The following is a 24,447-nucleotide window of genomic DNA, read 5'->3' as shown; positions in this document are numbered from 1 at the left end:
TCGATATTCCGGCCAATGAAGAACGAACCATCGTAGCGTATGAGCCGGGCAACGTGAATATGGCCGAATACGAATCGTATGCCCGCGTAACGCGGGGAATCGAAGCGATGCTGGAAGAGAGATACGGCGTGACCTATACGCTGTACGCGAGCGATGACGGAAATAACGATTACTGGGATCTGCTTGAAGAGGACGTGAAAAAAGGTTCGCCCGACGTAGAGTGCGCAGGCCGCATCTACGAAGGGATCGAAGGTCGCACGTTCGCCTACGACGAAGACAGCCTTACGCCGGAATACACGATTCATCCGGCGATTCGCAACAATGTGTTCGTGTATGCCGATCAGGGCGTTGCCCTGGCCCGCATTCCGATGTTCCGTCAGCACGGCATTTATAGCGAAGACTTCGTGTTTGCGACAGGAGACGAAGCGATCAGCGAGTTCCTGCGCAGCGTTCGCATTCGCCAGCGTAATCGGGAGCAAGATCGGATTACGGTGTTCACCGATACGAATAACGGCATGCAGCGGGAAAGCGAGCCGATCACGCGCGCCGTATCGCGTGACGACGTCATTCTTCCCGAGCCGCTGAAAAAAGAAATCTACCGCTCGCTGGATCAGTTCTTCGCCTCGGACCGCAGCTTTTACCGCAAGCATAATCTTCCGTTCAAACGGGGCATTCTGCTCTACGGCCGCCCGGGTAACGGCAAAACGACGCTGGTGAAATCGATCGCGGGCAGCGTGCCGGGTCCGGCCGCTTACTGGCAGATCACGGAATACACGTCCAGCGGCTCGGTGCAGGAGGTCTTCGAGACCGCGGCGCGTCTGGCGCCGATGGTACTGGTAATCGAGGATATCGACTCCATGCCTCAAGGCGTCCGTTCGTTCTTCCTGAACACGTTGGACGGCGCGACATCGAAAGAAGGCATCTTCCTGATTGGCACGACCAACTATCCGGAAAAGATCGATCCGGGCCTGATGAACCGTGCCGGACGCTTCGATCGTTCGTACGAAATCACGCTGCCCGACAAAGACATGCGCCGGATCTTCCTGGAACGCCGCGGACTGACGGACTTCGTATCCGCGGAAGCGTTCGAAGGCGCGATCGCGCTGACCCAGGGCTTCAGCATGGCCCAGCTCGGCGAACTGTATGTCTCGGCGGCTCTGGAATGGAACGAGCAGGGCGAGGTTGATATCGCCGCCATCGTCCGCTCCATGGGCGGCGAGATGAACAAAGAGAAAAAAGGCAGCTGGATGGACGCCAAAAACGGCGGGATCGGTTTCCAGTTATAATAGAAGAAAAAAAGCGTTCCGAGCATTTCGGGGCGCTTTTTTTGTTGGACTCAATACGACAACCTTGGTGCGGGGGAAAAGGCTGGAGGTGCGCTGCAGGTGGGGGTTCATTAGCGTATTCTTACGATGTGCCTTTCTGTAGAAAGGCTTTAGGTCGCGTGTTGCCTTTGGGAAGCTGGAATTGGATTTGAATAAGGAAGCTTCCCAAAGGCAAAGGCGAACACAGCATATGCTTCCGAAGTGGATTTCTTCGAAATGCTTCAGCTCCTTCACTGAACATCCCCCTCCGCCGCACCGCCTTTTCCTGGTTGTCGGATTTCATCGACAACAAAAGCCCCTCAAACAGGAACGCTTTGAGGGGAGGGCAGGAGAAGGGCAAGAGAAAAGGCAGAAGAAAGAAGGGAACCGACAATATAAGCAGAAAACAGGGAATAGGGAAAGATAAAACTACAAAAGAAAAGAGCCGAATCCAATTAAGATTCGGCTCCTCTTACTAAAAAAAGAATTTGCTGCGAAGCAGCGGCGGAGGGAGGGATTCAGTGAAGGAGCGTTAGCGATCGCCTTTGCCTTTGGGAAGCTTCCTTGTTATAAATCCAATCGAGCTTCCCAAAGGCAACACGCGACCGAAACGAATCCCTCCCGCAGCCGCGTCTCCCCGCATCCAAAGTCAACGTCAGATAATCCGACGACGCAGCCACCCGGAAATGAGGTCAATAATAATGACCAACACCACGATGCCGAGCAGAATAATTCCGACCCGACTCCAGTTGCGGGTTTGCAGGGCGAAGATCAGCGGGGTACCGATGCCGCCTGCGCCGACGAGGCCGAGAACGGTTGCGGAACGGATGTTGATCTCGAAGCGGTACAGCGCGTACGAGATGAACTGCGGGATAACCTGCGGGAGCACCGCGAAGCGCAGTACTTGCAGTTTGCTCGCGCCGCTGGCAACCAGCGCTTCGCGAGGGCCGTTATCCACGGCTTCGATCGTTTCCGAGTACAGTTTGGCCAACATGCCGATCGAGTGGACGCCGAGCGCCAATACGCCGGCGAATGCGCCGGGGCCTACGGCCACGATGAACAGGATCGCCATGATGATTTCCGGGAAGACGCGAATCACGGTCAGAACGAACTTGCCGCTGCCCGATACGATGCCCAGACGGCTCATGTTGCTCGAAGCCCAGAATGCGAACGGAATACACAGGAATGCCGAAATGAAGGTACCGAGGATCGAGATAATCAGCGTTTCCAGCAGGCCGCGCAGCAAATCCTCGCCTTCCGGCATGTAGACGTAATCCCAGTCCGGGTGGGTGAAGCCGTCCCAGATCGATTTCATGACCTGAGCGCCGTATTCTTGAATGCCGTCGAATTGAAGCGAAGACAGCGACCAAACGAACAACACGATAATGCCCGCGCCGACGATCCAGTTACGGATCAAAGAAGAACGGGATTTGGAAGGATCGGATTGGTTCATAGCAATTTCCTCCGTAAGTAAGTACTCGCGTAGTCGATCAGAAGCACGATGACCAGCGTCAACAGGATGATCGTCGAAGCGCGGTCATAGCGCAGCGAGTTGAGCTGTTGGTCGAGGTGAAGACCGATACCGCCCGCGCCGACGAAACCAAGCACGGCAGCTGCCCGAACGTTAACTTCGAAGGTATACAGCACGTACGAGAAGAAGTAAGGCAGGGCTTGCGGGATAACGCCGAAAACGATCAATTGAATTTTGTTGGCACCGGACGCCGTCATCGCTTCGAGCGGACCCGGATCGATCGCTTCGATCGCTTCGTAAGTCAGCTTGGCTACGAGACCGAAGGAGAAGAACACGAGCGCCAGCATGCCGGCGAACGCGCCGATCCCGAAAACGGCAACGAAGATCGCGGCGAACAGCAGGTCGGGAACGGTACGAACCAGGTTCAGTACCATGCGAGCCGGAATCGAAACGATTTTCTTGGGCATGATGTTGACTGCGCAAAGAAGAGCTACCGGAACGGCAAGGACCGCGCCGATGATCGTGCCCGCGATCGCGATTTGCACGGTTTCGACCATCGGTTTCCAGATATGCGAAGCATAGCTCCAATCCGGACGAAGCATTTCGCCGAGGATCCGGCCCATATTTTCGCGGGCGCCTTCACTGAATAGAGCGAGGAAGTCCGCGTCTACTCCGACGAAGCAGACATAAAGTACGCCGATGAACAATATCCAAGTGACCAGCGCTTTATAGCGCTGCGGGCCTTTGGAATCCAGAGTAGGCGCCGGCTTTTTGGACGGCGGAGGAGTCGGTGCCCCGCTCGCCGCCGCTTCCGGCGTAGGAGCGGGTGTCATACCGTGACTCCTCCTTTCGGAGCGTCGGCTGCCAGCAGCTCGTCTTCGTTGATCGGGCGTCCGTAGATTTCGGAGAATTTGGCATCCGTCGCTTCGGACACAGGGCCGTCGAATACGACTTCGCCTGCGCGCAGACCGATAATGCGCGTGGCATACTCGCGAGCCAGGTCAATAAAGTGCAGGTTGACGATGGTCGTAATTTTCAATTCGCGGTTGATGCGCTGCAGGTCGTCCATGACTTGACGGGTCGTCAACGGGTCGAGGGAAGCGACAGGCTCGTCGGCCAAAATGACTTTAGGCTTTTGAGCCAACGCGCGCGCGATCGAGACGCGCTGCTGCTGGCCGCCGGACAGTTGGTCGGCACGCGTGTAGGCTTTCTCTCGGATGTTCACGCGGTTGAGCGCATCCAACGCGATATCATGGTCTTCTTTAGGGAAATAACCGAACATCGTCGAGAACGTGGAATGGTAACCGACGCGGCCGGACAACACGTTGCGAATGACGGTTGCGCGTTTCACGAGGTTGAAGCTTTGGAAGATCATGCCGATATCGCGGCGAATCCGGCGGAGCTGCTTGCCGCTCGCTTTGGTTACCGATTTTCCGTCGATCAGGATTTCGCCCGAACTGATATCATGCAGGCGGTTAACCGACCGTAGTAGCGTAGACTTACCTGCGCCGGACAGACCGACGATGACGACAAACTCGCCTTCGTTGATCGTGAGGTTAATGTTATTGAGGCCGATCGTGCCGTTGGGATATTGCTTGACTACATTTTTAAATTCAATCATCGTTGCCCGCTTTCTCCGGCTTGCCTTCTCTGTTTGTCAGAGAGGAACCGGTCAGATTCGTCCACTCTCCAAACGCCGCACAGCGCCGCTTGCGGCTGTAAAAACCGCAAGCGGCGCTGCATGGAAAAATGGAGAGGGCGCACAAGAAATGGTTTTGTCAAAACTATACCATAAAGCCCCTTAATTGGTGAAGATGACTATTCGATCTTTTGACCGACAGCTTCGGCCGACTCGCGCACGATTGCGAAGTTCGCATCGTCGCCTTTTTCGTAACCGACGTGCGTGTACACGTCGTTGATGATTTTTTGACCTTCCGGATCGTTGCCCAGAGCGATGAACGCGTCGGAAATCTTTGTTTTCCACTCGTCCGTCATATCGCTGCGCACGCTGATCGTGTCGTTCGGGATCGGATCCGTAGCGAACAGGATTTCGGTTTGGTCGAACACGTCCGGAATGTCGCCTTTAACGGTGTTGCGAGCGTCTTGGAAGACCGCAACCGCATCAACTTGTCCGTTCAGCAGAGCCAGTACCGCTTGGTCGTGGCCTTTCAGCGTTACGCCTTGAACGTCCGTGCCCGGATCCATTCCTGCTTTGACCATGGCAGCGGCCGGGAATACGTAACCTGCGGAAGACGTAACGTCCTGCCATCCCATTTTTTTGCCTTTCAGATCTTCCAGGCTCTTGATGCCGGAATCCTTTTTAACGAGGATCAGCGATTTGTAGAAGTCTACTTTTTCTTCGGTCGGTTGGCCTGTCGCTTCTTCAACGCCGTAACGTTGGGCTTGCAGCAGCAGATCAGCCGATTTTCTTACGTCGTGAGCCAGAACGTACGCGTTCGGAGGTAGGAAGCCTACGTCGACTTGCTTCGCGGACATGGCTTCGATGATCGTGTTATAGTTAGGAGATACGCTGACTTTTACCGGAATGCCCAGCTCGTCGCCGAGAAGTTTCTCAAGCGGTTTCGCTTTGGCTTCGAGTGTTTCCGCGTTCTGCGAAGGGACGAATTGTACCGTCAATTCTGTAGGCGCGTAGCCTTCAGCCGCCGGAGCGGTACCCGCATCCGTGGACGTGCCGCCCGATGCGTTGTTGCTGCTGCTTCCGCAAGCTGCCAGGCTCGCCGTCACTGCAAGAGACATGCAGATCGTAAGTACTTTCTTAAACAAAATCTTTTCCCCCTTGATCGATATGTTGTTTTTGCAATCTCCGCGGCCCGAAGCCGACAAAAAGAAGTGTACCAGCATTTTCCTGAGACTGAGTAAAGTGGGAGGACGATTTTTGTTAAACCTACGTAAAATTACAAGTCCCACTCTTGCGAAAAACATGGTTAAATGTCATTCTAATCAAGTCGGAAACGAGAGGTACGCTCCTGATGAACGTTTCGAGAAGCGAACATTTGCGCGCCATATGTTAGTTAATGTTTTGTTTTTTCACTAACTACCAGCGGTAAATTAATCTTCATAAAAGATAGTACCACAAAAAACGAAAATTGCACGAGTTTTATCTGAAAAAGTCACGGAAAAAAATGTTAAAAGCATGCGGAAAAGAAGTTGCGTTATCTTAGCTTACATATTGGAGGAGAGTAAACTGAATATTAAAGCAAGCCTTCGGGTACTGGAAACAACGGACCTTCACGTCCATATGATGAATTATGATTATTACGGAGACCGCCCGGTATCGGAGTACGGATTCGCGCAGACGGCAGCCCTGATCCGGCAAGCGAGAGCGGAGAAGAAGAATGTCCTGTTGTTCGATAACGGCGATCTGCTGCAAGGCAATCCGATGGGTGACTATATGGCTTCGGGAGGACTTGACGCAAGCGGCGGCATCCATGCGGTTTATCAAGCGATGAATGCTCTCGGTTATGACGCCGGAACCTTGGGCAACCATGAGTTCAACTACGGATTGGAATATTTGGACAAGGTGCTTGAAGGAGCCGCTTTCCCTTATACGAATGCCAATCTGTATCTCGATGGTGAAAATGTTCCGAAAGGCTCGCATTACCTTCCGCCTTATCTGCTGCTGGAGCGCACGATCGAGGACGAGGACGGCAATTCCCACCCGATCAAAGTCGGCGTGATCGGATTGGTCACCCCGCAGATCATGAGTTGGGACAAAGCCAATCTGGAAGGCAGGCTGCGAGCGGAAGACATGGTCGAGACGACCAAGACTTTTGTTCCCAAGCTGAAAGAAGAAGGAGCCGACTTGATTGTACTGTTGGCTCACTGCGGTTATGAGGACGTCGCAGAAGCCCCGATGACGGAAAATGCCGTACTGCATCTCAGCCGAATTCCGGGCGTGGATACGATTTTGTTCGGCCATGCGCATAAGGTGTTTCCGAGTGCGGCTTTTGAGGGGAAAACGGGGGTCGATCTGGAGCGAGGTTCGATCAACGGAGTTCCGGCTGTCGAAGCGGGCTACGCAGGCGACCATCTGGGCGTCGTGGATTTGGAGCTGGTTTTGGGCGAAGAAGGTTGGAAAGTGTCTGATTTTCACGTCGAAGCACGTCCGGTCTTCGATGCGTCCAAAGCCGTGTCGCTCGTGCGTACGGACGCTGAGACCGCGGAAGCCGTGCGCGAGGGACATGAAGGCACGCTGACCTATATCCGAACCGCGGTAGGCGAGACGACCGAACCGATCGACAGTTTCTTTGCTTTGATTCAAGACAGTGCTTCGGTGCAGATCGTCAATGACGCGCAGCGGTGGTATTTGAAAAAAGAACTTCAAGGATCGCCTTACGCGGATCTTCCGATGCTTGCTGCGGGCGCGCCGTTCAAAACGGGCGGACGTTACGGTCCCTCGTATTATACGAACATTCCTGCTGGCCCGCTGGCTGTGAAACATATCGCGGATTTGTATAATTATCCGAATACGTTGTGCGCCGTCTTATTGACGGGAGCCGAGTTGAAAGAATGGCTGGAATGGGCGGCAGGACTGTTCTTGACGATCGATCCGCAAGGCGGAAACGGCCAACCGTTGATCGACCCGGACTTCCCTTCCTTCAACTTCGATATCATCGACGGCGTGACGTATACGATCAATGTGACGCAGCCGGCTAAATATTCATCTTCATGCGAACTCGTGAATCCGCAATCGGAGCGAATCGGAGACCTGCGTTACGAAGGTCGCCTGGTCGAAGCCGAAGAGAAGTTCGTGATCGCCACCAACAACTACCGTGCTTTTTCGACGCCGATTGCCAATCCGGACGGTCAACGGGTCGTGCTCGATTCGCCGGATGAAAATAGACAGATTCTCACTGATTACATTCGCGATTCCGGCGTGCTCACGCCCAGAGCGGATGGCAATTGGAAAATCGTCGGACTACCGGCAGGGATGAAAGTCGAATTGCTGTCTTCGCCGGATGCGCGTGAAGCGGGCATGCCGGCAGGCGTAAGCTTTGGCGGAATGGCCGAAGGCGGATTCGCGCGGTTCGAGATTGAATGGACGGCCAAAGAATCGGAATAGAATTATTTTTGCCTATCATAAAAAGGCTGTCGATCATCGAATAAACGATGTCGGCAGCCTTTTTCATATAAACTCGCTGATCAATCAGTCAGTCAGATGGTACAAATCGGAGGTCAGGTTGATTCGATCCTTCAAGCCGCTCGTTGCATGGATGCTGTTGTCGTCCATGATGAAGAAAGCTTCAACGTCGGGCTGTTTCTCGATATAGGCCATGCCTTTTTCCAATCCCATCACGAAAGCAGCGGTGGAGAGCGCATCGGCGTCTGTTGCGTTGTCGCTGACGATGGTGATGCTCATCAGGCCGTTTTGCGTCGGATAGCCGGTACGGGGATCAAGAATATGATGGTACCGGATGCCGTCCTCCATAAAGAATCGTTCATAGACGCCCGAGGAGTCGATCGTCTCGTTGTTGATCTTGACCGTTCCAAGCTGGCTGCCGCGGCTTTTGACCGGATCTTGCAGGCCGACGTTCCAATCCGCGCCGTTCGGCTTGCCGCCGACCGCGTTGATGCTGCTGCCGCCGAGGTTGATCAAAGCGCTGTTCAGATCGTGATCGTGCATATACTTGGCTACTTGATCAGCCGCATATCCTTTGCCGATCGAGCCCAGGTCGAGCACCATGCCGGGTTCTTCGAGCTTGATCGTCAAGTTGGCTTCGTCGAGAACGACCTTTCGGTAGTCGGTTAGCTTGCGAGCCGTTTCCAGGTCATCTTTATCCGGCACTTTCGCGCCTTCATGTCCGATATCCCATAGATTAATCAGCGGGCCGATCGAAGGATCAAGCAATCCGTCGGTCTCTTCGGCATAAGATAGCGCAAGCTTCACTACGTCGAATGTTCCTTGCGAGACCTTAACCGCTTCTTTGCCGGAGGCGGCGTTGACCTTGTACAGATCGCTGTCCTTATTCGTCCGGCTCAGTTCCAGGTCGATTTTGCTCAACAGATCACGGATTTCGTCTATGTTTTGCTCTGTTGCCTTCTCGTCATAGATCTTGATCGTTGCCACCGTATCATAGACATAGAAAGTTGCCGAGATTGGATCGGAATTTGTCTGTGCCGCTGTTGCTGCTCCGTCTTTGGCTGGTCCGCATCCGCTAAGCACGGCCGCGAGGGTCAGAACCGCCGCTGCCGCTTTTATTGTCTTGCCTGCATGCTTCCACATCGTGAAGTCACCGTCCCGTTAGAATGGAGCTTTCATCAGGGTACCTTTTACGGAAAAAAAGTACGTGAAAGTCCTCACATTCATCATACCTTAAGAAACGGTGCGGCATGCTGCGAAAATTAGTCAAATTTTTGATTATTTTTGTTGCGAGTATTTTTGGTCGGCAGGGAAGACAAGACCGAACTGTTGACGGGCTTCTTCCATGACTTCGGCTGCGGCCAACGAACACGCGTGCGAATTGACGGAAGACTCGCTTGCGCCTGAACGGATCACGTCGACAAACTCCTGAATTTCGTAAGTCATTACAGGTTTGCCGGCGGGTTCGCTGAGATCTTCCACGCTGCCGTCCCGATAACGGATCTGCACATTGCGCGGTTCGCTGATCTTGTCGATCAGAATGCTGCCCAGCTCGCCCTGGATCTCCGACGGGACATGCGAATCGGTAATTTTTGAAAAAGTCACGACGCCCTCCATATCCGGGTAGCGGGCGAGCAGACTACCTTCGCCGTCAACGCCGGACTCCAGCATATACGCGCTTGCTTTGACCTCTTCCGGTTTGCCGAACAGCAGTACCATCGGATAAATACAGTACAAGCCGAGATCCATCAGCGCGCCGTTGGAGAATTCGGGCCGGAACGCGTTCAGCACCATGCCTTCCTTGTAGGCGTCATAACGGGACGAATACTGGCCGTAATTGGCAAAATAACGCCGAACCGTGCCGATCTTGTGCAGGTTTTCTCGCAGCAGCGCGAAAGAAGGCAGCAGCGTCGTCTTAACCGCTTCCATCAGCACGGCGCCGCTTTCTTGAGCCGCAGCAAACATGTCGCGTACTTCCCGAGCATTGGAAGCCATCGGCTTTTCGCACAATACATGCTTGCCTTGCTTCAGGAACAAGATCGCCTGCTCGGCGTGGAGCGAATTAGGGCTGGCGATATAAACGGCGTCGATCCGGTCCGAAGCGGCCATTTCATCCAGGTCCGTAAAAGTAAGCCCGATCCCGTAACGGTTCGCAAACTCCTGCGCGCGATCTTCCGTGCGCGAGTACACCGCAGTCAGTTCCAGTCCTTCCGCCTGCTGCGCCGCATCGATAAAGCGTTCCGTAATAAAATTCGTGCCGATCATTCCGAATCGAATCATGAATAAATCCACTCCCAGTCCACGTATTGAAAAATCCGATAACATTAATGTCCATCATAACATGAACGGTCAAGTTAGCATTCATTTTTTTGGATCGCGTTGAACCTTCTCCGCAGTCCTTCCCCGAGCAAACTGAACGCCAGCAACGCGTACACGATCGCGAACACGGGCACCATGATCGATCCGAAGTGACCGAATTTCAAATCCGGCAAATGATCGGAGATCATCGAGCCCCAGTCGTGCGCGGTATTGACGAATTCGAAATCGTTGTTCATTCCCGCTTCCGCCGATCCGGGATTCAAGTACGCGGCCAATACGCCGAGCTGTCCGATCGGACTGAGCACTTTTCCGAGGTCGAGGCAGAAATGAACGATCATCTCCTGCAGAAGCGCGGGGATGTAATACGCTTTGAATAAACGAAACGGCCGAAGTCGGCCGCCATCGCGATCTCCAAAGATTCCCAGCCTTCGCGGGCGAGAAAACGCATGCCGCCGATCGGGTGATGGATCAGATACCAGCGTGCAACCGGCAGCAGGAATCCGACCGATAGCGCGCCTGCGATCACGGGCAAGCTGAGAAGCAGCGCTTTGACGACGACGGGACCTACAGGCTCGCCGTAACGGGTAGTGCCGAGTGAACCGTTTTCGAAACAGGTTGCGGCAAAGCTTCGAATGTTTTCGCCGTAAGCCTGCTTATCCAATCGGCCGTCGGGCACAAGCCGGTAATCGGGAGCGACCGTCACGGTAAAGGTGCGAGGGATCAGGGCGATCAACAGAGAGCGGATTGAAGCAGCAATCAACTCGACCAGACAATCGTTTCCAGTAGGCGACCAAAAATCGGGGTAATGAACAGAGAACAAGATCGGCATAAAAAACCACGCAGAGGAAGGAAGAGGGATCATGCATGAACAATCTCCTTGGGAGTTATCCATTCGCGAATTCGTAGAACGAGCGGGAAGCGCGAAAGCCACGCCGGGCGGAGGCAGCACATCGGCGCTTGCGGCTGCCCTGGGTTCCGCGATGACATCGATGGCCGCGCAGCTGTCGCATCGTCAGCGCACGTCCGAGCAGCGCGAATACATCGACGACGCGGAGCGGGAAATGAAAGAAATCGCGGCTGAGTGCGAGCGATTGATGAAGGCGGATATACGCGGTTTCGCCGAATACATCGAGGTCAGCGAACAAGCGGAGTCGGAACAAGACGAATCGCTGATCCATGCCGTCAAAAGGACGATCGAAGTTCCGCTGGAGCTGATGGAGGTCGGCGTGCGCGGTCTTCGAAGCGCCCGGGGAATCGCCGAAGCCACCCGCGAACATGTGCTGTCGGATCTGGGAATCGGAGTGGTCATGTTCGAAGCGGCGGTTCGTTCGGCCTACTTGACCGTCCGGATCAATCTGCCCGCGTGCAGCGATAAGCGTGCGCGCGAAGATTACGGCGATCGGGCGGATCGGTTGATGCTTCGAGCCGAACGCTTGAAAGAGCTGGCTTTGAACGAGGTGATGCAGGCAATGGAAAAAGAGGCGCAGCAGCAATCGGAGTCTTGAAGAAGATCGGATCTCTTGTACCCGGGACGATGGCGCCGCCGCTTCAGGAATGGCATAATGGAAAGATCGGACCGGAGGTTGGAGTGATCGGGCCTGCCGGTCTTCGGGTTGCGGAAGGAGCGAGCATCATGGAAGACAGACAACCGGATCAAGCGATTCCGGAAGAAATGATCATCAGCAGTCAGACCGCCGAACAATGGAACCGTCGCAGAACGGAGCTTGGACGCTGGGCGGAACGCGAAAAGATTCGCCTTTTTCCGAAAAAGGTCGGTCTGCTGGATGGTGTTGAGGTAGATATTGAGTTATTGGAAGCTTTGAAGCTGTTAAACGCGGCCGGCATCGTCACCGAATTCTCCTGCGCAGGCGTAAGCCCGCTCGACGAGCCGGAAGAACATTCCTTATATGCGTACGTGATTTTGTTGGAAAATGAATCCGCAAAGAAGTTTATTGACTATGCAACGCAGCGGATGGGGCGTCGGCTGCTTGTTACCTACGAGCCTGCCCATCATCGTTATGATCTATCTTCCTTTATGCTGGGACAGAATCGTTCGTTTTGCTTTTTGCTGGAAGCATGCGCGCGGGAGTTCAAGCCGAAACGAAGCAGCCGTTAGTATGGAAAAGGAGTTGGAATCGGTAATATGCTGAGTCTGGAAAAAAGAAGTCGTCAACTTGTCGGGAAAGTCGCGGCGCAGGCCGCTTCGCGCGAGCGTCTGCCGAGCGGTCTATGGTTTCATGACGATATCCGCGACAATTTTTATTATGCTTCGTATCTGCATGCCGCTTCGCTGGACCCGGACATTCGCGTTCGTTTTGATCGCGAGCAGGCGAAGGCGACGGCGGAGCAAGTGCTCGGACTTGTGTTGGAGCTTCAAGATCGGCGGGAAGGAAGCGAGACGTACGGTCATTGGCCTTTGGCACTCGGTGAAGATCCGAAGCAGGCATCGCCGCACCCGCTTCCGGTTGAGCTGATGGGCAGTTTGATGTTGTATTTTGCCGAACGGAGCGGGGAGACATTGCCGGAAGATCTTCGAACGGCTTTCGAAGTGGCGCTTAAAGCCGTGTACGATAGTCGTTTTTATGACAAACCGCTGCGGGAATACGGGCATCACGAAGCGAAATATACGGCGGCCAAGCTGTTGTTCGGATCGTTTTACGGCGATGACGAGCTGTTGGAAGACGGACGCCGTTCGCTTAAAGCTTTGCTTGCGCGCGTTCGCGATCGGGGCATGCACGAATACGGTTCGCAGCCCTGGTTCTGGCACTGGGTACAGGCATTTGCATGCGCTCGGCTGCTGCTGGATGATGCGGACATTACGGCCGATCTGAACAGCATGCTGGATTATTTATGGAGCGAGCGTTCGCTGCACTATATCGGAGGCGCTTGGGCCGGACCGCACGCGCGGGGGTTGTCCGCGGATGCGCCGAAAGACGGCAACGTCGGATTCGATTATTTGCAGTATGGAGACTTCCGTTTGCCGCCGCAGTTGGTTCGCGCCGAATATGCGGGGTTCCTGTTTTACGAAGCGCCGGAAGAAGCGCGGATTGCGGCGATGGACCGTCTCGTGCCCGTCGAGGTCAAAAAGAAAGTGCTCAAGCCGCTTGAAGACGGATCGGACCGCGAACTGCATAGTTACACGTATCTGACCGATGCGTATGCGGCAGGCGGGATGTGGGAGCGCTCGGAAGAATTCGATAACGAACAGCATCGCTGGGACGTGACGCTTCCGTTGTCCTACGAACTGGGCAGCAGCGTCAACCAAGCGTATTTCATCCATCCGGGCGAAGGGTACGGCGAAGGCGATCTGCGCCATGAAAGTCCGTATACGCGCATTTTGCCGGATCGCAGCGTGGTCATGGCGTTGTATCCGGTGCCGGAAGGGCAAGATCCGGGTATCGTCGGCGTTCTGCCCAAAGGAGAATGGATACGAGACGAGCAAGCCTTGTTCGGACTGGTCGGAGGCGTGTATCTGGCAGTATTCCTGCGTTACGGTTACGAAGCCGACGAGCAGGAAGACCGGGTGAGCGTGCGCAGCACGGGCGCGTCCAACGCCGTCGTGATCGAAGCGGCAAGCGTGGAAGAAGCCGAGAGCCTGGATATCGAGGATCTGGAAGGCTTTGCCGAGCTGATGCGCGAGCGTGCGCCAATTTTCGGTGAAGGCGGAGGCAGCGCGAGTTATCGAAGCCTGCATAGCCGTCGACTGGAGTTGGCTGTGAGCGAAGATGGCACGACGCTGGCGCGGATCGACGGGCAAGCGGTCGGATTCGGGGATTACCTCGTTTAAACAAGCAAGACCCGATACAGCCTGGACGCGATTTTCATCCCTGTCTATATCCGGCGTAAAGTCGTCGTCAAGCATAAAGCCCCCGATCTCTACGCTTTTTCGCAGAGGTCGGGGGCCTTAATCTATTCTTATCGAGTCTTAGTTTTCCTGGAACAGCGCCAAGAACGTCTTCGGCACTTCCGTCTCGAACTTGGTCGTGCGGCCGCTGGTCGGGTGAACGAAGGTTAGCTCGTGAACGTGCAGACCCAGCCGACCCATATTGCGCAGCGTCGAACCGTATTTCTTGTCGCCGACGATCGGATGGCCGATGTCTTCGAATTGGGCACGAATCTGGTTTTTGCGGTTGGTGTCGGTCGTGACTTCGAGCAGAGAGACTTGGCTGGCGGCTTTAAGGAGCTTATAATGCAGCACCGCGTGCAAGCCGTCGCCTTCTTTGCGGCTGGCGTACATTTTGAGCGTCTTGGTTTCGCGCAGCCAGGAAGTCACGGTATCCGCTTCGCGTTTCACTTTGCCTTCAACGAGAACGGTGTAGGCTTGTTTGGCCGTGCCGCTGCTCCACTGTTCCAGAATCGCTTCTTTGGCCGCTTCGTTTTTGGCAAGCAGCATGACGCCGGAAGCGTCTTTTTCCAGCAGTTGAAGAGCGAACAGGCGACCGTGCTGGTCCGTCAGCCGGATATGACCCATCAATTGACGGTAGACCGTATTGTCTTCCTCGCGGGAAGAAGACATCGACAGCAGTCCCGCTTCTTTGCGTACTACGATCACATCGTCGTCTTCATGCAAAATGCGCAGTCCGGTAAGTCTCGCTTTCGGCTTCGCGCGCTCTTTGCCCACGACCACCGTTTGTCCGGGCTGCAATTCATGATTGTGCCGCGTGACGGCTACGCCGTCCACGCGAACCTGACCGTGCGACAGGATCGACTTGACCGAGTTGCGGCCCGTGCCGCTCATCGCTTCCAACAGGAAAGCAAGCAGCTCGGCAGGTTCTTTGACCGTAAAACTGCGGGATTGAGCGTCCGCTTTTTCTCTTCTTGCTTGTTCGCGTGCGGCGTAGGACGTATCTTTTGCGACGCCGGGAGGGCGCTTCTTGCCCCCGGGACGTTTATTCGTATAAGCCATAATCGGATGAACTCCATTCTTGGAAAAAGGATCTCGGCGCAAGCGCGGGAGACGCGCAAAAACCTTTTTGCACAGCCGCGATTCGCCGAATCCACTATACCAGAGCCGCCGCCAAAAGGCTAGGAATAACGAAAACGGACAGCCATTTCCAATTGGACAGGCTGCCCGCTGAACGAAACTCGATTCCGTATCAAGGTATCTTTCTTCAATCTGTCCGTTAAACCGGCATCAGCCGGGTCGATACCGCGATCCGGTTCCAACCGTTAATCGCGACCAACGCCATGATCAGCTTCGCCGTACCTTCGCGTCCGAACTGCCGAGTCGCTTCGTCGTACACGTCATCCGGCACACCGTGACCGTCCAATCGGGTAACCGCTTCGGCCAACGCCAACGCCGCCCGTTCCCCATCGTTGAAAAACGGCGCCTCGCGCCATGCGGGAAGTACATAGATCCGCTGTTCCGTCTCCCCAAGCTTGCGCGCATCCTGCGTATGCATATTCAAACAAAACGCGCACCCGTTCATCTGCGAAGCCCGAATCTTGACCAACTCCAAAATCGTCTTATCGATTCCCGCAGCCCCGATCGCCATTTCAAGTTCCATCATTTTTTTATACACGTCCGGCAGCACCTGCTGCATGTTCATTCTCTGTTCCATATCTTTTAATCACCCTTATCCTAAATTTGTCGAATCGATCGACATTTCAAAAAGTTCTGTCCGTCAGCGAAGCGCTAGGCGGAGGGAGAAATTCAGTGAAAGACGCCTTTGAACTCGGAAATTTGGGATTGGAAAGTATTCCAACCCCAAATTTCCGAGTGAGACAGCGTCTTGAACGAATTTCTCCCGCAGCCGTCCAGCTTACTCAACGAACAGGAACTTTTGTCCCTTGTCGATCCATAAGACAAAACACCGTCTTTTGTTGTGACGGCTTTTTCAAAAAAAGAATATTCGTTCGCATTCAGCGGTTGCCCCAATGCCCGATGCCCGGTAAAATATAGAAAGAACGCGTCCCGTGCGCCGATCGGGCAAGCAGCTTGATCGCGCCACCCTTGCCGAAGTTTCCACATTGAGACGGACTTCCAGCCGGGCGCTTGGGGCTTGTCTCAAGTAGATGTAAGGTTACGTTCGGCTGAATCGCGCTAGAGTCGTGCGCGTTTCAGCCGAACGTAAACCTGCTATTGAAGTGAGACAAGCCACTTGGAAAGCAACGAATACACGGGGATGTCGACTGCGGCATTCCCTTTAAGGAGTTTTGCATAATGGCTATCGAAGAAAACAAATTAATGGAGCAGGCCGGCGAGCTTCTGCAGAAATACTACGGGTATCCGGATTTTCGCGAAGGGCAAAAGAAAATCGTCGAAAGCCTGCTAACGCGCAGCGATACGCTCGGCATCATGCCGACGGGCGGCGGCAAATCGATCTGTTACCAGATTCCGGCGCTCATGATGGACGGACTGACGCTGGTCGTCTCGCCGCTGATCTCGCTGATGAAAGACCAGGTGGACGCGCTCGTGACGAACGGAATCGCGGCGGCGTACATTAACAGCACGCTCAGCGGCCGCGAAGTGAACGAACGCATCCGCGCGGCGCAGCGCGGCGAGCTGAAGCTGTTGTATGTCGCGCCGGAGCGTCTGGAATTGGACTGGTTCAGAGGCGAGATGGCGAATTTGCGCATCGATTGCGTCGCGGTCGACGAAGCCCACTGCGTATCGCAATGGGGGCACGATTTCCGGACCAGTTACCTATCCGTCGCGCCGTTCGTCGATTCGCTGCCGCTTCGTCCGACCGTAGCCGCGTTTACCGCAACGGCGACGCCGCAGGTCATGGACGATATCGTCCGGCTGCTTGAGCTTCAGGAAGCGAATATGTTCGTCACCGGACTCGGTCGCGATAATCTGGCGTTTTCCGTGTTACGGGGCGAGAACAAAAAGGAATACATTTACGACTATGCCAAAACGCACGCCAGCGAAGCCGGGATCGTCTACGCCGCGACGCGCAAGGAAGTCGACGAGCTGTATTCGCAATTGTCGATGAAGGGATTGGCCGCCGGACGTTACCATGCGGGCATGACCGACGACGAACGCGAAAGCGCGCAGGAAGCCTTTTTATATGACGATGTGCAGGTTATGGTCGCGACCAACGCGTTCGGGATGGGGATCGATAAGTCCAACGTCCGCTACGTCATCCACTACAACATGCCGAAAAACATGGAAGCCTATGTACAGGAAGCCGGTCGTGCGGGCCGTGACGGCGAGCCGAGCGAATGTATCTTGCTGTTCAGCGCGCAGGACATCGTGGTGCAAAAGTTCCTGATCGAGCAAAACGGACAGGAGGAAGAACGACGTCACAACGAATACCGCAAGCTGCAGCTCATGGTCGATTACTGCTATACCACCCGATGCCTGCGCAGCGCGCAACTCGATTATTTCGGGGAAGAACATGGCGACGAGCCGTGCGGAACGTGCAGCTCTTGCCGAGACGACCGCGAGATTATCGATATTACCGTGGATGCGCAAAAGATCTTCTCTTGCATTTACCGGATGCGCGAGCGGTTCGGCGCTTCGATGGTCGCAGGCGTGCTGAAGGGATCGCGGAACAAAAAAGTGCTGCAATACAAGTTCGATCAACTGTCGACGTACGGCATGTTGAACGGCAAAACGGAAAAAGAAATCGTCGATATGATCAATGTGCTGGCATCGGAAGGGTATCTGGAGCTGACCGAAGGACAGTATCCGGTCGTGAAGCTGCGTCCGCTAGCCACGGAAGTGCTCAAAGGCGGCCGCCAGGTGTTCCAGCGCGAAGCTCGCAAAGCGTCGTTCGCCGCGTCGTCGTCCGGATCGCGCAGCAGCCGTCCGCGCGCGGAAGTAAAACTCTCGGCGATGGAAGTGACCATTTTCGAGCAGCTTCGTCTGATCCGCCGGGAGCTGGCTTCCAAAGAGCATGTGCCGTCGTATATCATTTTCAACGATGCGACTTTGAGCGAAATGAGTGTCCATAAGCCGAAAACCGAGTTCGAAATGCTGCGGATCAAAGGCGTGGGCGAGGTCAAATATCGGAAATACGGTCAGCCGTTCCTGGAGTTTTTCCAAAATCGCGAAGGCGAAGCGGAAAGCGGCGGAGGCTCGGATGACGGGTATTATGAGATGGAAGCGCCGCCCGAGGATGCTTCGAATCTATTTGCTTACTATGAGGATTATGAGACGTAATTCGCATATCCATACAAAGAAGACCTCAATGTCCGTGTAAAAGCGAACGTTGAGGTCTTTTTGATGCGTAAAATAAGCGGCGGTTACCGATTTGTTTCAAGTCGTGCGGATTGGCGGGTGGAGGGTTGGGAAAAGTGGCGATCCAGCCAACCGATCCAGTCCTCGGTCACTTCGCTGCGGTTCGTCTCGAAAGCCAGTTCATGCCGGGCTTCGCGATACAGTCGGCATTCCAGATCATCGATTCCCGCAGACTCGTAGAATTCTTTTAAACGAGCCAGACCTTCCGTGCCGCCAACCGGATCATGTTCGCCCGAGCAAAGCAATACGGGTTTGGATCGGTCGAGACGCTTGGCGTGTTCCGGCTTTTGAATTTCCAGCAGCAGCCGGAAAAAGTCGCGGAAGAATCCGCAGCTGAATAAGGTTCCCCCATAGCGGCGAATAAAGTCATCCACGGCTTCCGCATCGCGGGATAACCAGTCGAAAAATGTACGGCGCGGACCGAGTCCCCGTCCGAACGGACCGAATATGAGGGCATTCAAGGCGGGTGAGGCAAAAGCGGGAGACAGCACCCGCGCTTCGGCAGCAGCCAGAGCACGGCCGACCCGAAGAGGCATTTCCGCACGGGGTCCGCTGCTGCCGGTCAGAATGAACCCCTGATACATCGACGGGTTGTCGGTCATCAGCTTTTGAGTCAAAAACGAGCCCATGCTGTGCCCCAACAAGATAATAGGGATACCTGGATGACGTTGAGAAATTTCTTTGGCAACCGTCAGCAAATCGCGGCACATTCCGTTTATCGCGTCAGGCCCGGCGTAACCTTGGCGCAGCGGTCCGGCCGGCGTGCTGCCCGTCGTACGTCCGTGTCCGCGATGATCGCCCGCGTATACGGCGTATCCGGCAGCGTTCAACGTTTCGGCGAGCGAGACATATCTTGCGCCGTTCTCGCCCATGCCGTGAGAGATCTGAACGATGGCTTTCGGGTTCGAAATCGGCCAAACATTAACGCAGATCGAGACATCGTCCGTGCCGCCCAACATGAAGAACGAAGTTCGTTCCATTTCCGTTTCATGGGGTTGAGAGCGGTTAACGGGCTGACGTCTGGGTTTGAAAGGTGCCGTTATTTTTTTGCGCTTGGGCTCGAGACGAGCCGAAGTCGACTGTAATCGCGATCGGTTGAATAACATAACATGTCGTCCCTCCCTGAGTTCGAATAGGTCCGATTTTTGCTGGAGATCAAGTGTTTCGAAATCAATGCCTTTAGATGATGTATACCCGCTTTTGAGCAGGTTGATCGAATCGGAATGAGGATGCGGTCCTGGGACAGGGCATGTATGATTTTTTATATCTTCTCTACGGCAATCAGGTAGGGCGCATCCGGTCTTTGCGGCTGGCGGTACAGAATCACCCGTGCGGTCGTGACAGGCAGTTCGCCGGCCCATCGCTCGACAGCCGAAGCTTCGGCGCCGCCGCCTTCATGCCCGGGGTAGAGGATCGCAGTCAAAATGCCTTTGGGACGCAACAGGGACAGAGCTGCGTGGAGAGCCGGCAATGTCGAGGCCGGAACGGTCATCACGCTCAAGTCCTCGGCACCCGGCAAATAGCCAAGATTGAACATCACGGCGCCAATCTTGCCCTGCTGCTCGGCAGGCAGAATTTCCGCCATTTCCGAGTGGCTGCGCAGTACCAGTTCCGTAGCCGCAAGGCGCTTCCCGGCTTCCCGTTCTTTTTCCAACCGTGCTCGTGCCTGGTCCAATGCGGCTTGTTGAATATCAAACCCGTAGACCGTTCCGCGCGCGCCGACTGTTCGAGCGAGGTATAACGTATCCGCTCCCGTGCCCACTGTCGCATCGATGGCGATTTCGCCGGGTTGCAGCCTTTTTTGAATCAACTGTTGGGCAAAATTGAGTACCGATACAAATCCCATGACGTTAGCCCCTCCAGTATTTACCCTGCCAGGTATTGCGGTTTTTCAGTTCGTCGTCGATTCCGTTCAAGACTTCCCATTTTTTCAAACTCCACATCGGTCCGACCAACAGGTCGCGCGGCGCGTCTCCGGTCAGCCGGTGCACGATCATTTCCGGAGGCAGAATTTCCAATGTATCAACAATGAGCTTGATATATTCGTCGCGTTCGAGGAAACGGAGCAGTCCCGCTTCATATTGTTTGACCATCGGCGTTTTGCGCATGAGGTGAAGCAAATGGATCTTGATCCCCTGCACGTCCATGTTCGCGACGGCGCGTCCGGTGTCCAGCATCATCTCGTGCGTTTCCTGCGGGAGGCCGTAGATGATATGCGCGCAGACGCGAATGCCGCGCGCTCGCAGCTTGGCAACCGCTTCTTCGTAGCAGGCGGTATCGTGCGCGCGGTTGATGAGCGTCGACGTGGATTCGTGGATCGTTTGCAGACCCATCTCGACCCACAGATAAGTTCGCTCGTTCAGCTCGGCCAAATAATCCACGACGTCGTCGGGCAGGCAGTCCGGGCGTGTAGCGATGGCAAGACCGACCACGCCGGGCTGCTTCAAAATTTCTTCGTAGTATTCGCGCAGCGTCTCGAGCGGGGCATACGTATTGGTATATGCTTGGAAATACCCGATATATTTCGCGCTCGGCCACTTCAGATGCTGGCGGTCGCGGATATTGTTGAACTGCGTCACGAGATCGTCGCGGCGGCTTCCGGCGAAGTCGCCCGATCCGCGTGCGCTGCAAAACGTACAACCTCCTTTGGCAACGGAGCCGTCACGGTTGGGACACGAGAAGCCGGCGTCAAGCATGACTTTGAAGACTTTATCACCGAATTGATCGTGCATTTCGGTGTTCCAGGTATGGAATCGTTTATCGCTCCATAAAAGGGGCGATTGCGGCTCAAGAGTCGAAATAGGTGAAGAAATGCTCATGATAAGAGTCGAACTCCTTTCGGTATGAAAACTATTACCCTGTATCCAATGAAGGTAAGGTTACGTTTGGCCGAAACACACTAGACCCGTGTGCGTTTCGGCCAAACGTAAACCTACTATTTGAGAGGGTACAGAGCACTATCGGTCAATCTTTAATTTTAGCAAAATTGCGTCCGTTAAAAAAGGTTGATTCCGTGAACAATAATTTGAAACGTTAAAAATAGTGATAAAAAAATAAATTTTGCGCTTGATAAATATTACATGGATGTGTTATATTTATCTCAAGATCGGAAGACGGGAAAACAGCGTCGCATCAACGATGGTAACGCTCTCTTTTTATCCCGACACAAGCCGATTATCCTATAGAAATGAAGAGGTGATTGACAATGACGACTCAATTTGCACCGGATCATTCGGAAGAAAGAATCTCGGTTGAGCTGACTCGCGAAGAAGCACTGGCACTGACCGGCGTACGTTTCCATAGCGGTCATAAGATCGAAATTGATGCCCGCAAGAAAATTCGTACTGCTTTTGAAAAGACATTCGATATTGCCGCGGATCGCACGGAGTAAACGAGCACAGGGAGCTGTCAGCCCCTTTTCGGTTAACCGGATCATTATCCCGGCATAGATCGACGGCTTGCTTGGAACAGCGGGTCGTCCCACGAAGTCCTTCTTTCGCGAAGGGCTTCTTTTTCATGCAAGCAGCTTGCTTTTATCTTTACTTTTAGCGGGAAGTTGGGCACAATAAGGCGGAGGCTGCGGCATCTTTTCGGATCCAGGGCGTATCGGCATACTATTGGGCCGAAAGCAAGACGACACCGAGATCACCGGGCCGAGATTTTTATAGCGGAGGAATGACATGCGTTTACGCGGAAGAAAAGGAATCCTGGAAAACCTGCAGGCACAGCCGGAACTGGTTGTCCTCGAACCGGAACAGTATAAGGGACGTTGGGCCGAGTTGTTCGGCAACGACCATCCGATCTTTGTAGAATTGGGCATGGGCAAAGGCCGCTTTATCAGCGGAACCAGCGTACGCATGCCGGAAGCCAACTTTATCGGCATCGACATGTACGACGAACTCGTTCGCCGTGCAAGCGATAAAGCAAGAGCGGCTTGGGAAGAGCAAGGCCACGAGACGCCACCGAGCCTGATGCTGGCGCGCGCCAATGTGGAAAAGCTTGAAGACATTTTCGCGCCCGGAGAACTGGATCGCATTTACCTGAACTTCAGCGATCCGTGGCCGAAGAAAAAGCACGCCCGTCGTCGTCTGACACACCCGCGTTTCTTGGAGATGTACAAGCGCGTGCTGAACGCCGACGGACAAATTCACTTCAAGACCGACTCGGAGACCTTGTTCGAATTCTCGTTGAACTCGTTCGCGGATTCGGGGCTGCAAATGACCAATATCAGCCTGAACCTGCACCGTGACGGAATCAACGAAGAACACGTCATGACCGAGTATGAGCATAAATTCATGGGCAAGGGCATGAACATCCACCGCTGCGAAGTCGTGATCGGCGAGCGCGCGCTGGAACGCTACGACGAAATCCGAATGGAGCCGTACCGGATCTCCTCCGATGAACGCGCCGCCTTGGCCGCTGAAGAGGCCGGAGAAGAATAAAATCTTCTTCTTCGAGGGGGGTGAGTTACGCTTGAGCCGCTGCGGGAGAAATTCGTTCGAGCCGCTGTCTCAAGCCGAAAGCCTTCGGCTTTCCGCTTTCAAAGGCGTCTCGAACTGAATTTCTCCCTCCGCTTCATCACGCATCTCAACCCGAAGTATCTTTTATTCTTTTGACGACCCCTTGAGCGGGGGCGTCTTTTTTTATGGAGTTCGTTCTTTTTTTGAAAAAAAGGAAGGCCGAGAGGCGGAGGGGATGTTTCAGTGTAGGAGCTAAAGCATTTCGAAGAAATGCACTTCGGAAGCCTATGCTATAAGCGTTCGCCTTTGAACGGGGGAAGCCTCCTTGCTAAAATCCAATCCGGCTTCCCCCGTTCAACACGCGACCGAAACAAGACATCCCTGGAGCCGCCCCTAGGCCTTCCACCCCAAAAAACGAACAGGAACTGCAAAAGAAAAGGCGCCCCCAAGCGAATACGCTTATTGGGGCACCTTGTTTGTGGTTTCCAGGATTTCGATGATACGCTTGGCGCTTTGCATCGGGCGGAGCTTTTCGATGTTGCGGCGGCTCTCGGCGCGTCTGCTCGCGAGTTCCGCATATTGTTCCTCGTCCGTCAGGCGGGTCATCCATTTGCCGACCACCTCCAGCGAAGACAAGCGTTCTCCCCAACCTTTGCTGGTGAAGTATTCGCAGTTCTCTTCTTCCTGGCCGGGCAGCGGATTGTGGAATAACATCGGAAGGGCTTTGGCCAAGCCTTCGGTGCAGGTCATCCCGCCGGGCTTCGTAATCAGCAGATCGGAAGCTTCCATCAGCTTGTCGATCTCTTTCGTATACCCGATCACGTGAATGTTTTCATGCTGGAAACGGGGATCTTTTTTTAACTTGCGCATCGCTTTTTCGTTGCTTCCGACGCAGAAGACCAATTGGACGTCTTGCCGCCAACGGGTCAGATAGGGATTCAGTACATCACCGTTCATCAGGCCCCAACCGCCGCTCATCACGAGCACGGTCGGCATGGCTTTAAGGCCCATTTCCTGCAAGATGCTTGCTTTGACCGGATGTTCCCAGAAGCTCGGATCCACCGGAATGCCGGTCACGTCGATCCGAAAAGGCGATACTCCGCGTTGCAGAACTTTGTTTTTCACTTCTTGCGTAGAGACCAGATAATGATCCACGCCCGAGCTGATCCAGGTTCCGTGAACATCGTAATCCGTTACGACCGTGCAGAGAGGCACGCGCAGTCCCAGGCGCTTGAGGCGGGAAATCACCGCGCTCGGAATCGGATGCGTGCACACGATCAAATCCGGCCTGAGCTGCTCGATGACTTCTCTTGCATGCGCGTAAAACAAGCGGTGAAGAGCCAGCGTCGTCAGACGATTGAGCGACTTTTTATACTGCTGCTTGTACATCATGCTCACGAAACGGGGTTGGGTCACCACCGTTTTTTTGTAAGCATTGATGAACAGAGGAGCGACCTTGGGGTTCAGAAAGCTTCCGAGTTCGAGCACGCGGGTCTGAACGTCGGGGCAAAGCCTGCGAAGACTGCCGGACAAGGCGTAAGCGGCCCGCGTATGTCCGGCGCCGAAGCCTTCCGACAGGATCAGGACTCTGTATTTGGACACGT

General features: G+C 54.4%; 22 protein-coding genes. 8 read left to right on the top strand and 14 right to left on the bottom strand.

What is annotated here, in order from left to right; all coding sequences use genetic code 11:
* Positions 1-59: 59 nt before the first annotated feature.
* On the top strand, positions 60-1,286 hold the full coding sequence (locus HRQ63_RS08875) for an ATP-binding protein (protein ID WP_229714146.1): 1,227 nt from the start codon (positions 60-62) through the stop codon (positions 1,284-1,286).
* 673 nt (positions 1,287-1,959) lie between these two features.
* Here HRQ63_RS08875 and phnE (HRQ63_RS08870) read toward each other — a convergent pair.
* From phnE (HRQ63_RS08870) to HRQ63_RS08855, 4 genes are all read right to left on the bottom strand, one after another.
* On the bottom strand, positions 1,960-2,757 hold the full coding sequence (gene phnE / locus HRQ63_RS08870) for a phosphonate ABC transporter, permease protein PhnE (RefSeq protein WP_172242085.1): 798 nt from the start codon (positions 2,755-2,757) through the stop codon (positions 1,960-1,962).
* The gene (gene phnE / locus HRQ63_RS08865; protein WP_172242082.1) at positions 2,754-3,608 is read right to left on the bottom strand and encodes a phosphonate ABC transporter, permease protein PhnE; all 855 of its coding nucleotides are present in this window, start codon (positions 3,606-3,608) and stop codon (positions 2,754-2,756) included. Before phnE (HRQ63_RS08865) ends, phnE (HRQ63_RS08870) begins: the two co-directional genes overlap by 4 nt.
* Complete coding sequence (gene phnC / locus HRQ63_RS08860; RefSeq protein WP_172242079.1) at positions 3,605-4,396, bottom strand: phosphonate ABC transporter ATP-binding protein; 792 nt, start codon at positions 4,394-4,396, stop codon at positions 3,605-3,607. The genes phnE (HRQ63_RS08865) and phnC overlap by 4 nt, the downstream gene beginning before the upstream one ends.
* 197 nt (positions 4,397-4,593) lie before the next feature.
* The gene (locus HRQ63_RS08855) at positions 4,594-5,559 is read right to left on the bottom strand and encodes a phosphate/phosphite/phosphonate ABC transporter substrate-binding protein (RefSeq protein WP_172242076.1); all 966 of its coding nucleotides are present in this window, start codon (positions 5,557-5,559) and stop codon (positions 4,594-4,596) included.
* 370 nt (positions 5,560-5,929) lie between these two features.
* Between HRQ63_RS08855 and HRQ63_RS08850 the strand changes: the two genes are divergently transcribed.
* A complete protein-coding gene (locus tag HRQ63_RS08850; protein ID WP_172242073.1) occupies positions 5,930-7,858 on the top strand; it encodes a bifunctional 2',3'-cyclic-nucleotide 2'-phosphodiesterase/3'-nucleotidase in 1,929 nt (642 codons plus the stop codon).
* An 84-nt stretch (positions 7,859-7,942) separates the two neighbouring features.
* Here the strand turns inward: HRQ63_RS08850 and HRQ63_RS08845 are convergent, their stop codons facing one another.
* From HRQ63_RS08845 to HRQ63_RS08830, 4 genes are all read right to left on the bottom strand, one after another.
* Positions 7,943-9,019, bottom strand: coding sequence for an FAD:protein FMN transferase (locus HRQ63_RS08845; protein WP_172242070.1), 1,077 nt, complete (start codon positions 9,017-9,019; stop codon positions 7,943-7,945).
* Positions 9,020-9,154: 135 nt separating this feature from the next.
* A complete protein-coding gene (locus HRQ63_RS08840) occupies positions 9,155-10,156 on the bottom strand; it encodes a Gfo/Idh/MocA family protein (protein WP_172242067.1) in 1,002 nt (333 codons plus the stop codon).
* A gap of 74 nt (positions 10,157-10,230) precedes the next feature.
* Positions 10,231-10,533, bottom strand: a complete 303-nt coding sequence (locus HRQ63_RS08835) for a hypothetical protein (RefSeq protein ID WP_172242064.1) — start codon at positions 10,531-10,533, stop codon at positions 10,231-10,233.
* Positions 10,530-11,057 carry a hypothetical protein gene (locus tag HRQ63_RS08830; RefSeq protein WP_172242061.1) on the bottom strand — a complete coding sequence of 176 codons (528 nt, stop codon included), beginning with the start codon at positions 11,055-11,057 and terminating at the stop codon, positions 10,530-10,532. Before HRQ63_RS08830 ends, HRQ63_RS08835 begins: the two co-directional genes overlap by 4 nt.
* Between HRQ63_RS08830 and HRQ63_RS08825 the strand changes: the two genes are divergently transcribed.
* The 3 genes from HRQ63_RS08825 (at position 11,056) to HRQ63_RS08815 (ending at position 13,982) form a co-directional block, all read left to right on the top strand.
* Positions 11,056-11,700, top strand: a complete 645-nt coding sequence (locus HRQ63_RS08825) for a cyclodeaminase/cyclohydrolase family protein (protein WP_172242058.1) — start codon at positions 11,056-11,058, stop codon at positions 11,698-11,700. The genes HRQ63_RS08830 and HRQ63_RS08825 overlap by 2 nt on opposite strands.
* A gap of 128 nt (positions 11,701-11,828) precedes the next feature.
* Positions 11,829-12,311 carry a hypothetical protein gene (locus tag HRQ63_RS08820; protein WP_172242055.1) on the top strand — a complete coding sequence of 161 codons (483 nt, stop codon included), beginning with the start codon at positions 11,829-11,831 and terminating at the stop codon, positions 12,309-12,311.
* Positions 12,312-12,338: 27 nt separating this feature from the next.
* Positions 12,339-13,982 carry a hypothetical protein gene (locus HRQ63_RS08815; protein WP_172242052.1) on the top strand — a complete coding sequence of 548 codons (1,644 nt, stop codon included), beginning with the start codon at positions 12,339-12,341 and terminating at the stop codon, positions 13,980-13,982.
* Positions 13,983-14,120: 138 nt separating this feature from the next.
* Here HRQ63_RS08815 and HRQ63_RS08810 read toward each other — a convergent pair whose 3' ends face one another.
* On the bottom strand, positions 14,121-15,101 hold the full coding sequence (locus tag HRQ63_RS08810; RefSeq protein WP_172242049.1) for an RluA family pseudouridine synthase: 981 nt from the start codon (positions 15,099-15,101) through the stop codon (positions 14,121-14,123).
* 217 nt (positions 15,102-15,318) lie between these two features.
* Positions 15,319-15,756 carry a carboxymuconolactone decarboxylase family protein gene (locus HRQ63_RS08805; protein WP_172242046.1) on the bottom strand — a complete coding sequence of 146 codons (438 nt, stop codon included), beginning with the start codon at positions 15,754-15,756 and terminating at the stop codon, positions 15,319-15,321.
* Positions 15,757-16,358: 602 nt separating this feature from the next.
* On the opposite strand from HRQ63_RS08805, the gene recQ reads away from it, so the two are divergent.
* Entirely contained in the window at positions 16,359-18,305 is a 1,947-nt protein-coding gene (gene recQ / locus HRQ63_RS08800) for a DNA helicase RecQ (RefSeq protein ID WP_172242043.1), read from the top strand.
* Positions 18,306-18,388: 83 nt separating this feature from the next.
* Here the strand turns inward: recQ and HRQ63_RS08795 are convergent, their stop codons facing one another.
* The 3 genes from HRQ63_RS08795 to mnmL all read right to left on the bottom strand — a co-directional run bounded on the left by HRQ63_RS08795 (position 18,389) and on the right by mnmL (position 21,202).
* Entirely contained in the window at positions 18,389-19,489 is a 1,101-nt protein-coding gene (locus HRQ63_RS08795) for an alpha/beta fold hydrolase (protein WP_172242040.1), read from the bottom strand.
* A gap of 155 nt (positions 19,490-19,644) precedes the next feature.
* Entirely contained in the window at positions 19,645-20,229 is a 585-nt protein-coding gene (gene mnmM / locus HRQ63_RS08790; protein WP_172242037.1) for a tRNA 5-(aminomethyl)-2-thiouridylate-methyltransferase MnmM, read from the bottom strand.
* 4 nt (positions 20,230-20,233) lie between these two features.
* Positions 20,234-21,202, bottom strand: coding sequence for a tRNA modification radical SAM protein MnmL/YtqA (gene mnmL, locus HRQ63_RS08785; protein ID WP_172242034.1), 969 nt, complete (start codon positions 21,200-21,202; stop codon positions 20,234-20,236).
* 386 nt (positions 21,203-21,588) lie between these two features.
* Here mnmL and HRQ63_RS08780 point away from each other — a divergent pair, with 386 nt between their 5' ends.
* Both HRQ63_RS08780 and trmB read left to right on the top strand, forming a co-directional pair.
* Positions 21,589-21,774 (top strand): hypothetical protein, encoded by a 186-nt coding sequence (locus HRQ63_RS08780; protein WP_037283302.1) that lies wholly within the window; start codon positions 21,589-21,591, stop codon positions 21,772-21,774.
* A 289-nt stretch (positions 21,775-22,063) separates the two neighbouring features.
* Entirely contained in the window at positions 22,064-22,825 is a 762-nt protein-coding gene (gene trmB, locus HRQ63_RS08775) for a tRNA (guanosine(46)-N7)-methyltransferase TrmB (RefSeq protein ID WP_172242031.1), read from the top strand.
* Positions 22,826-23,302: 477 nt separating this feature from the next.
* Here trmB and HRQ63_RS08770 read toward each other — a convergent pair whose 3' ends face one another.
* A complete protein-coding gene (locus HRQ63_RS08770) occupies positions 23,303-24,445 on the bottom strand; it encodes an MGDG synthase family glycosyltransferase (protein WP_172242028.1) in 1,143 nt (380 codons plus the stop codon).
* Between the last annotated feature and the right edge of the window lie 2 nt (positions 24,446-24,447).

Origin of the sequence: Saccharibacillus endophyticus (assembly GCF_013185185.1) — a bacterium.
In the GTDB taxonomy this organism is placed as follows: Bacteria; Bacillota; Bacilli; order Paenibacillales; family Paenibacillaceae; genus Saccharibacillus; species Saccharibacillus endophyticus.
This window is presented reverse-complemented; position numbering and strand designations above follow the sequence as displayed.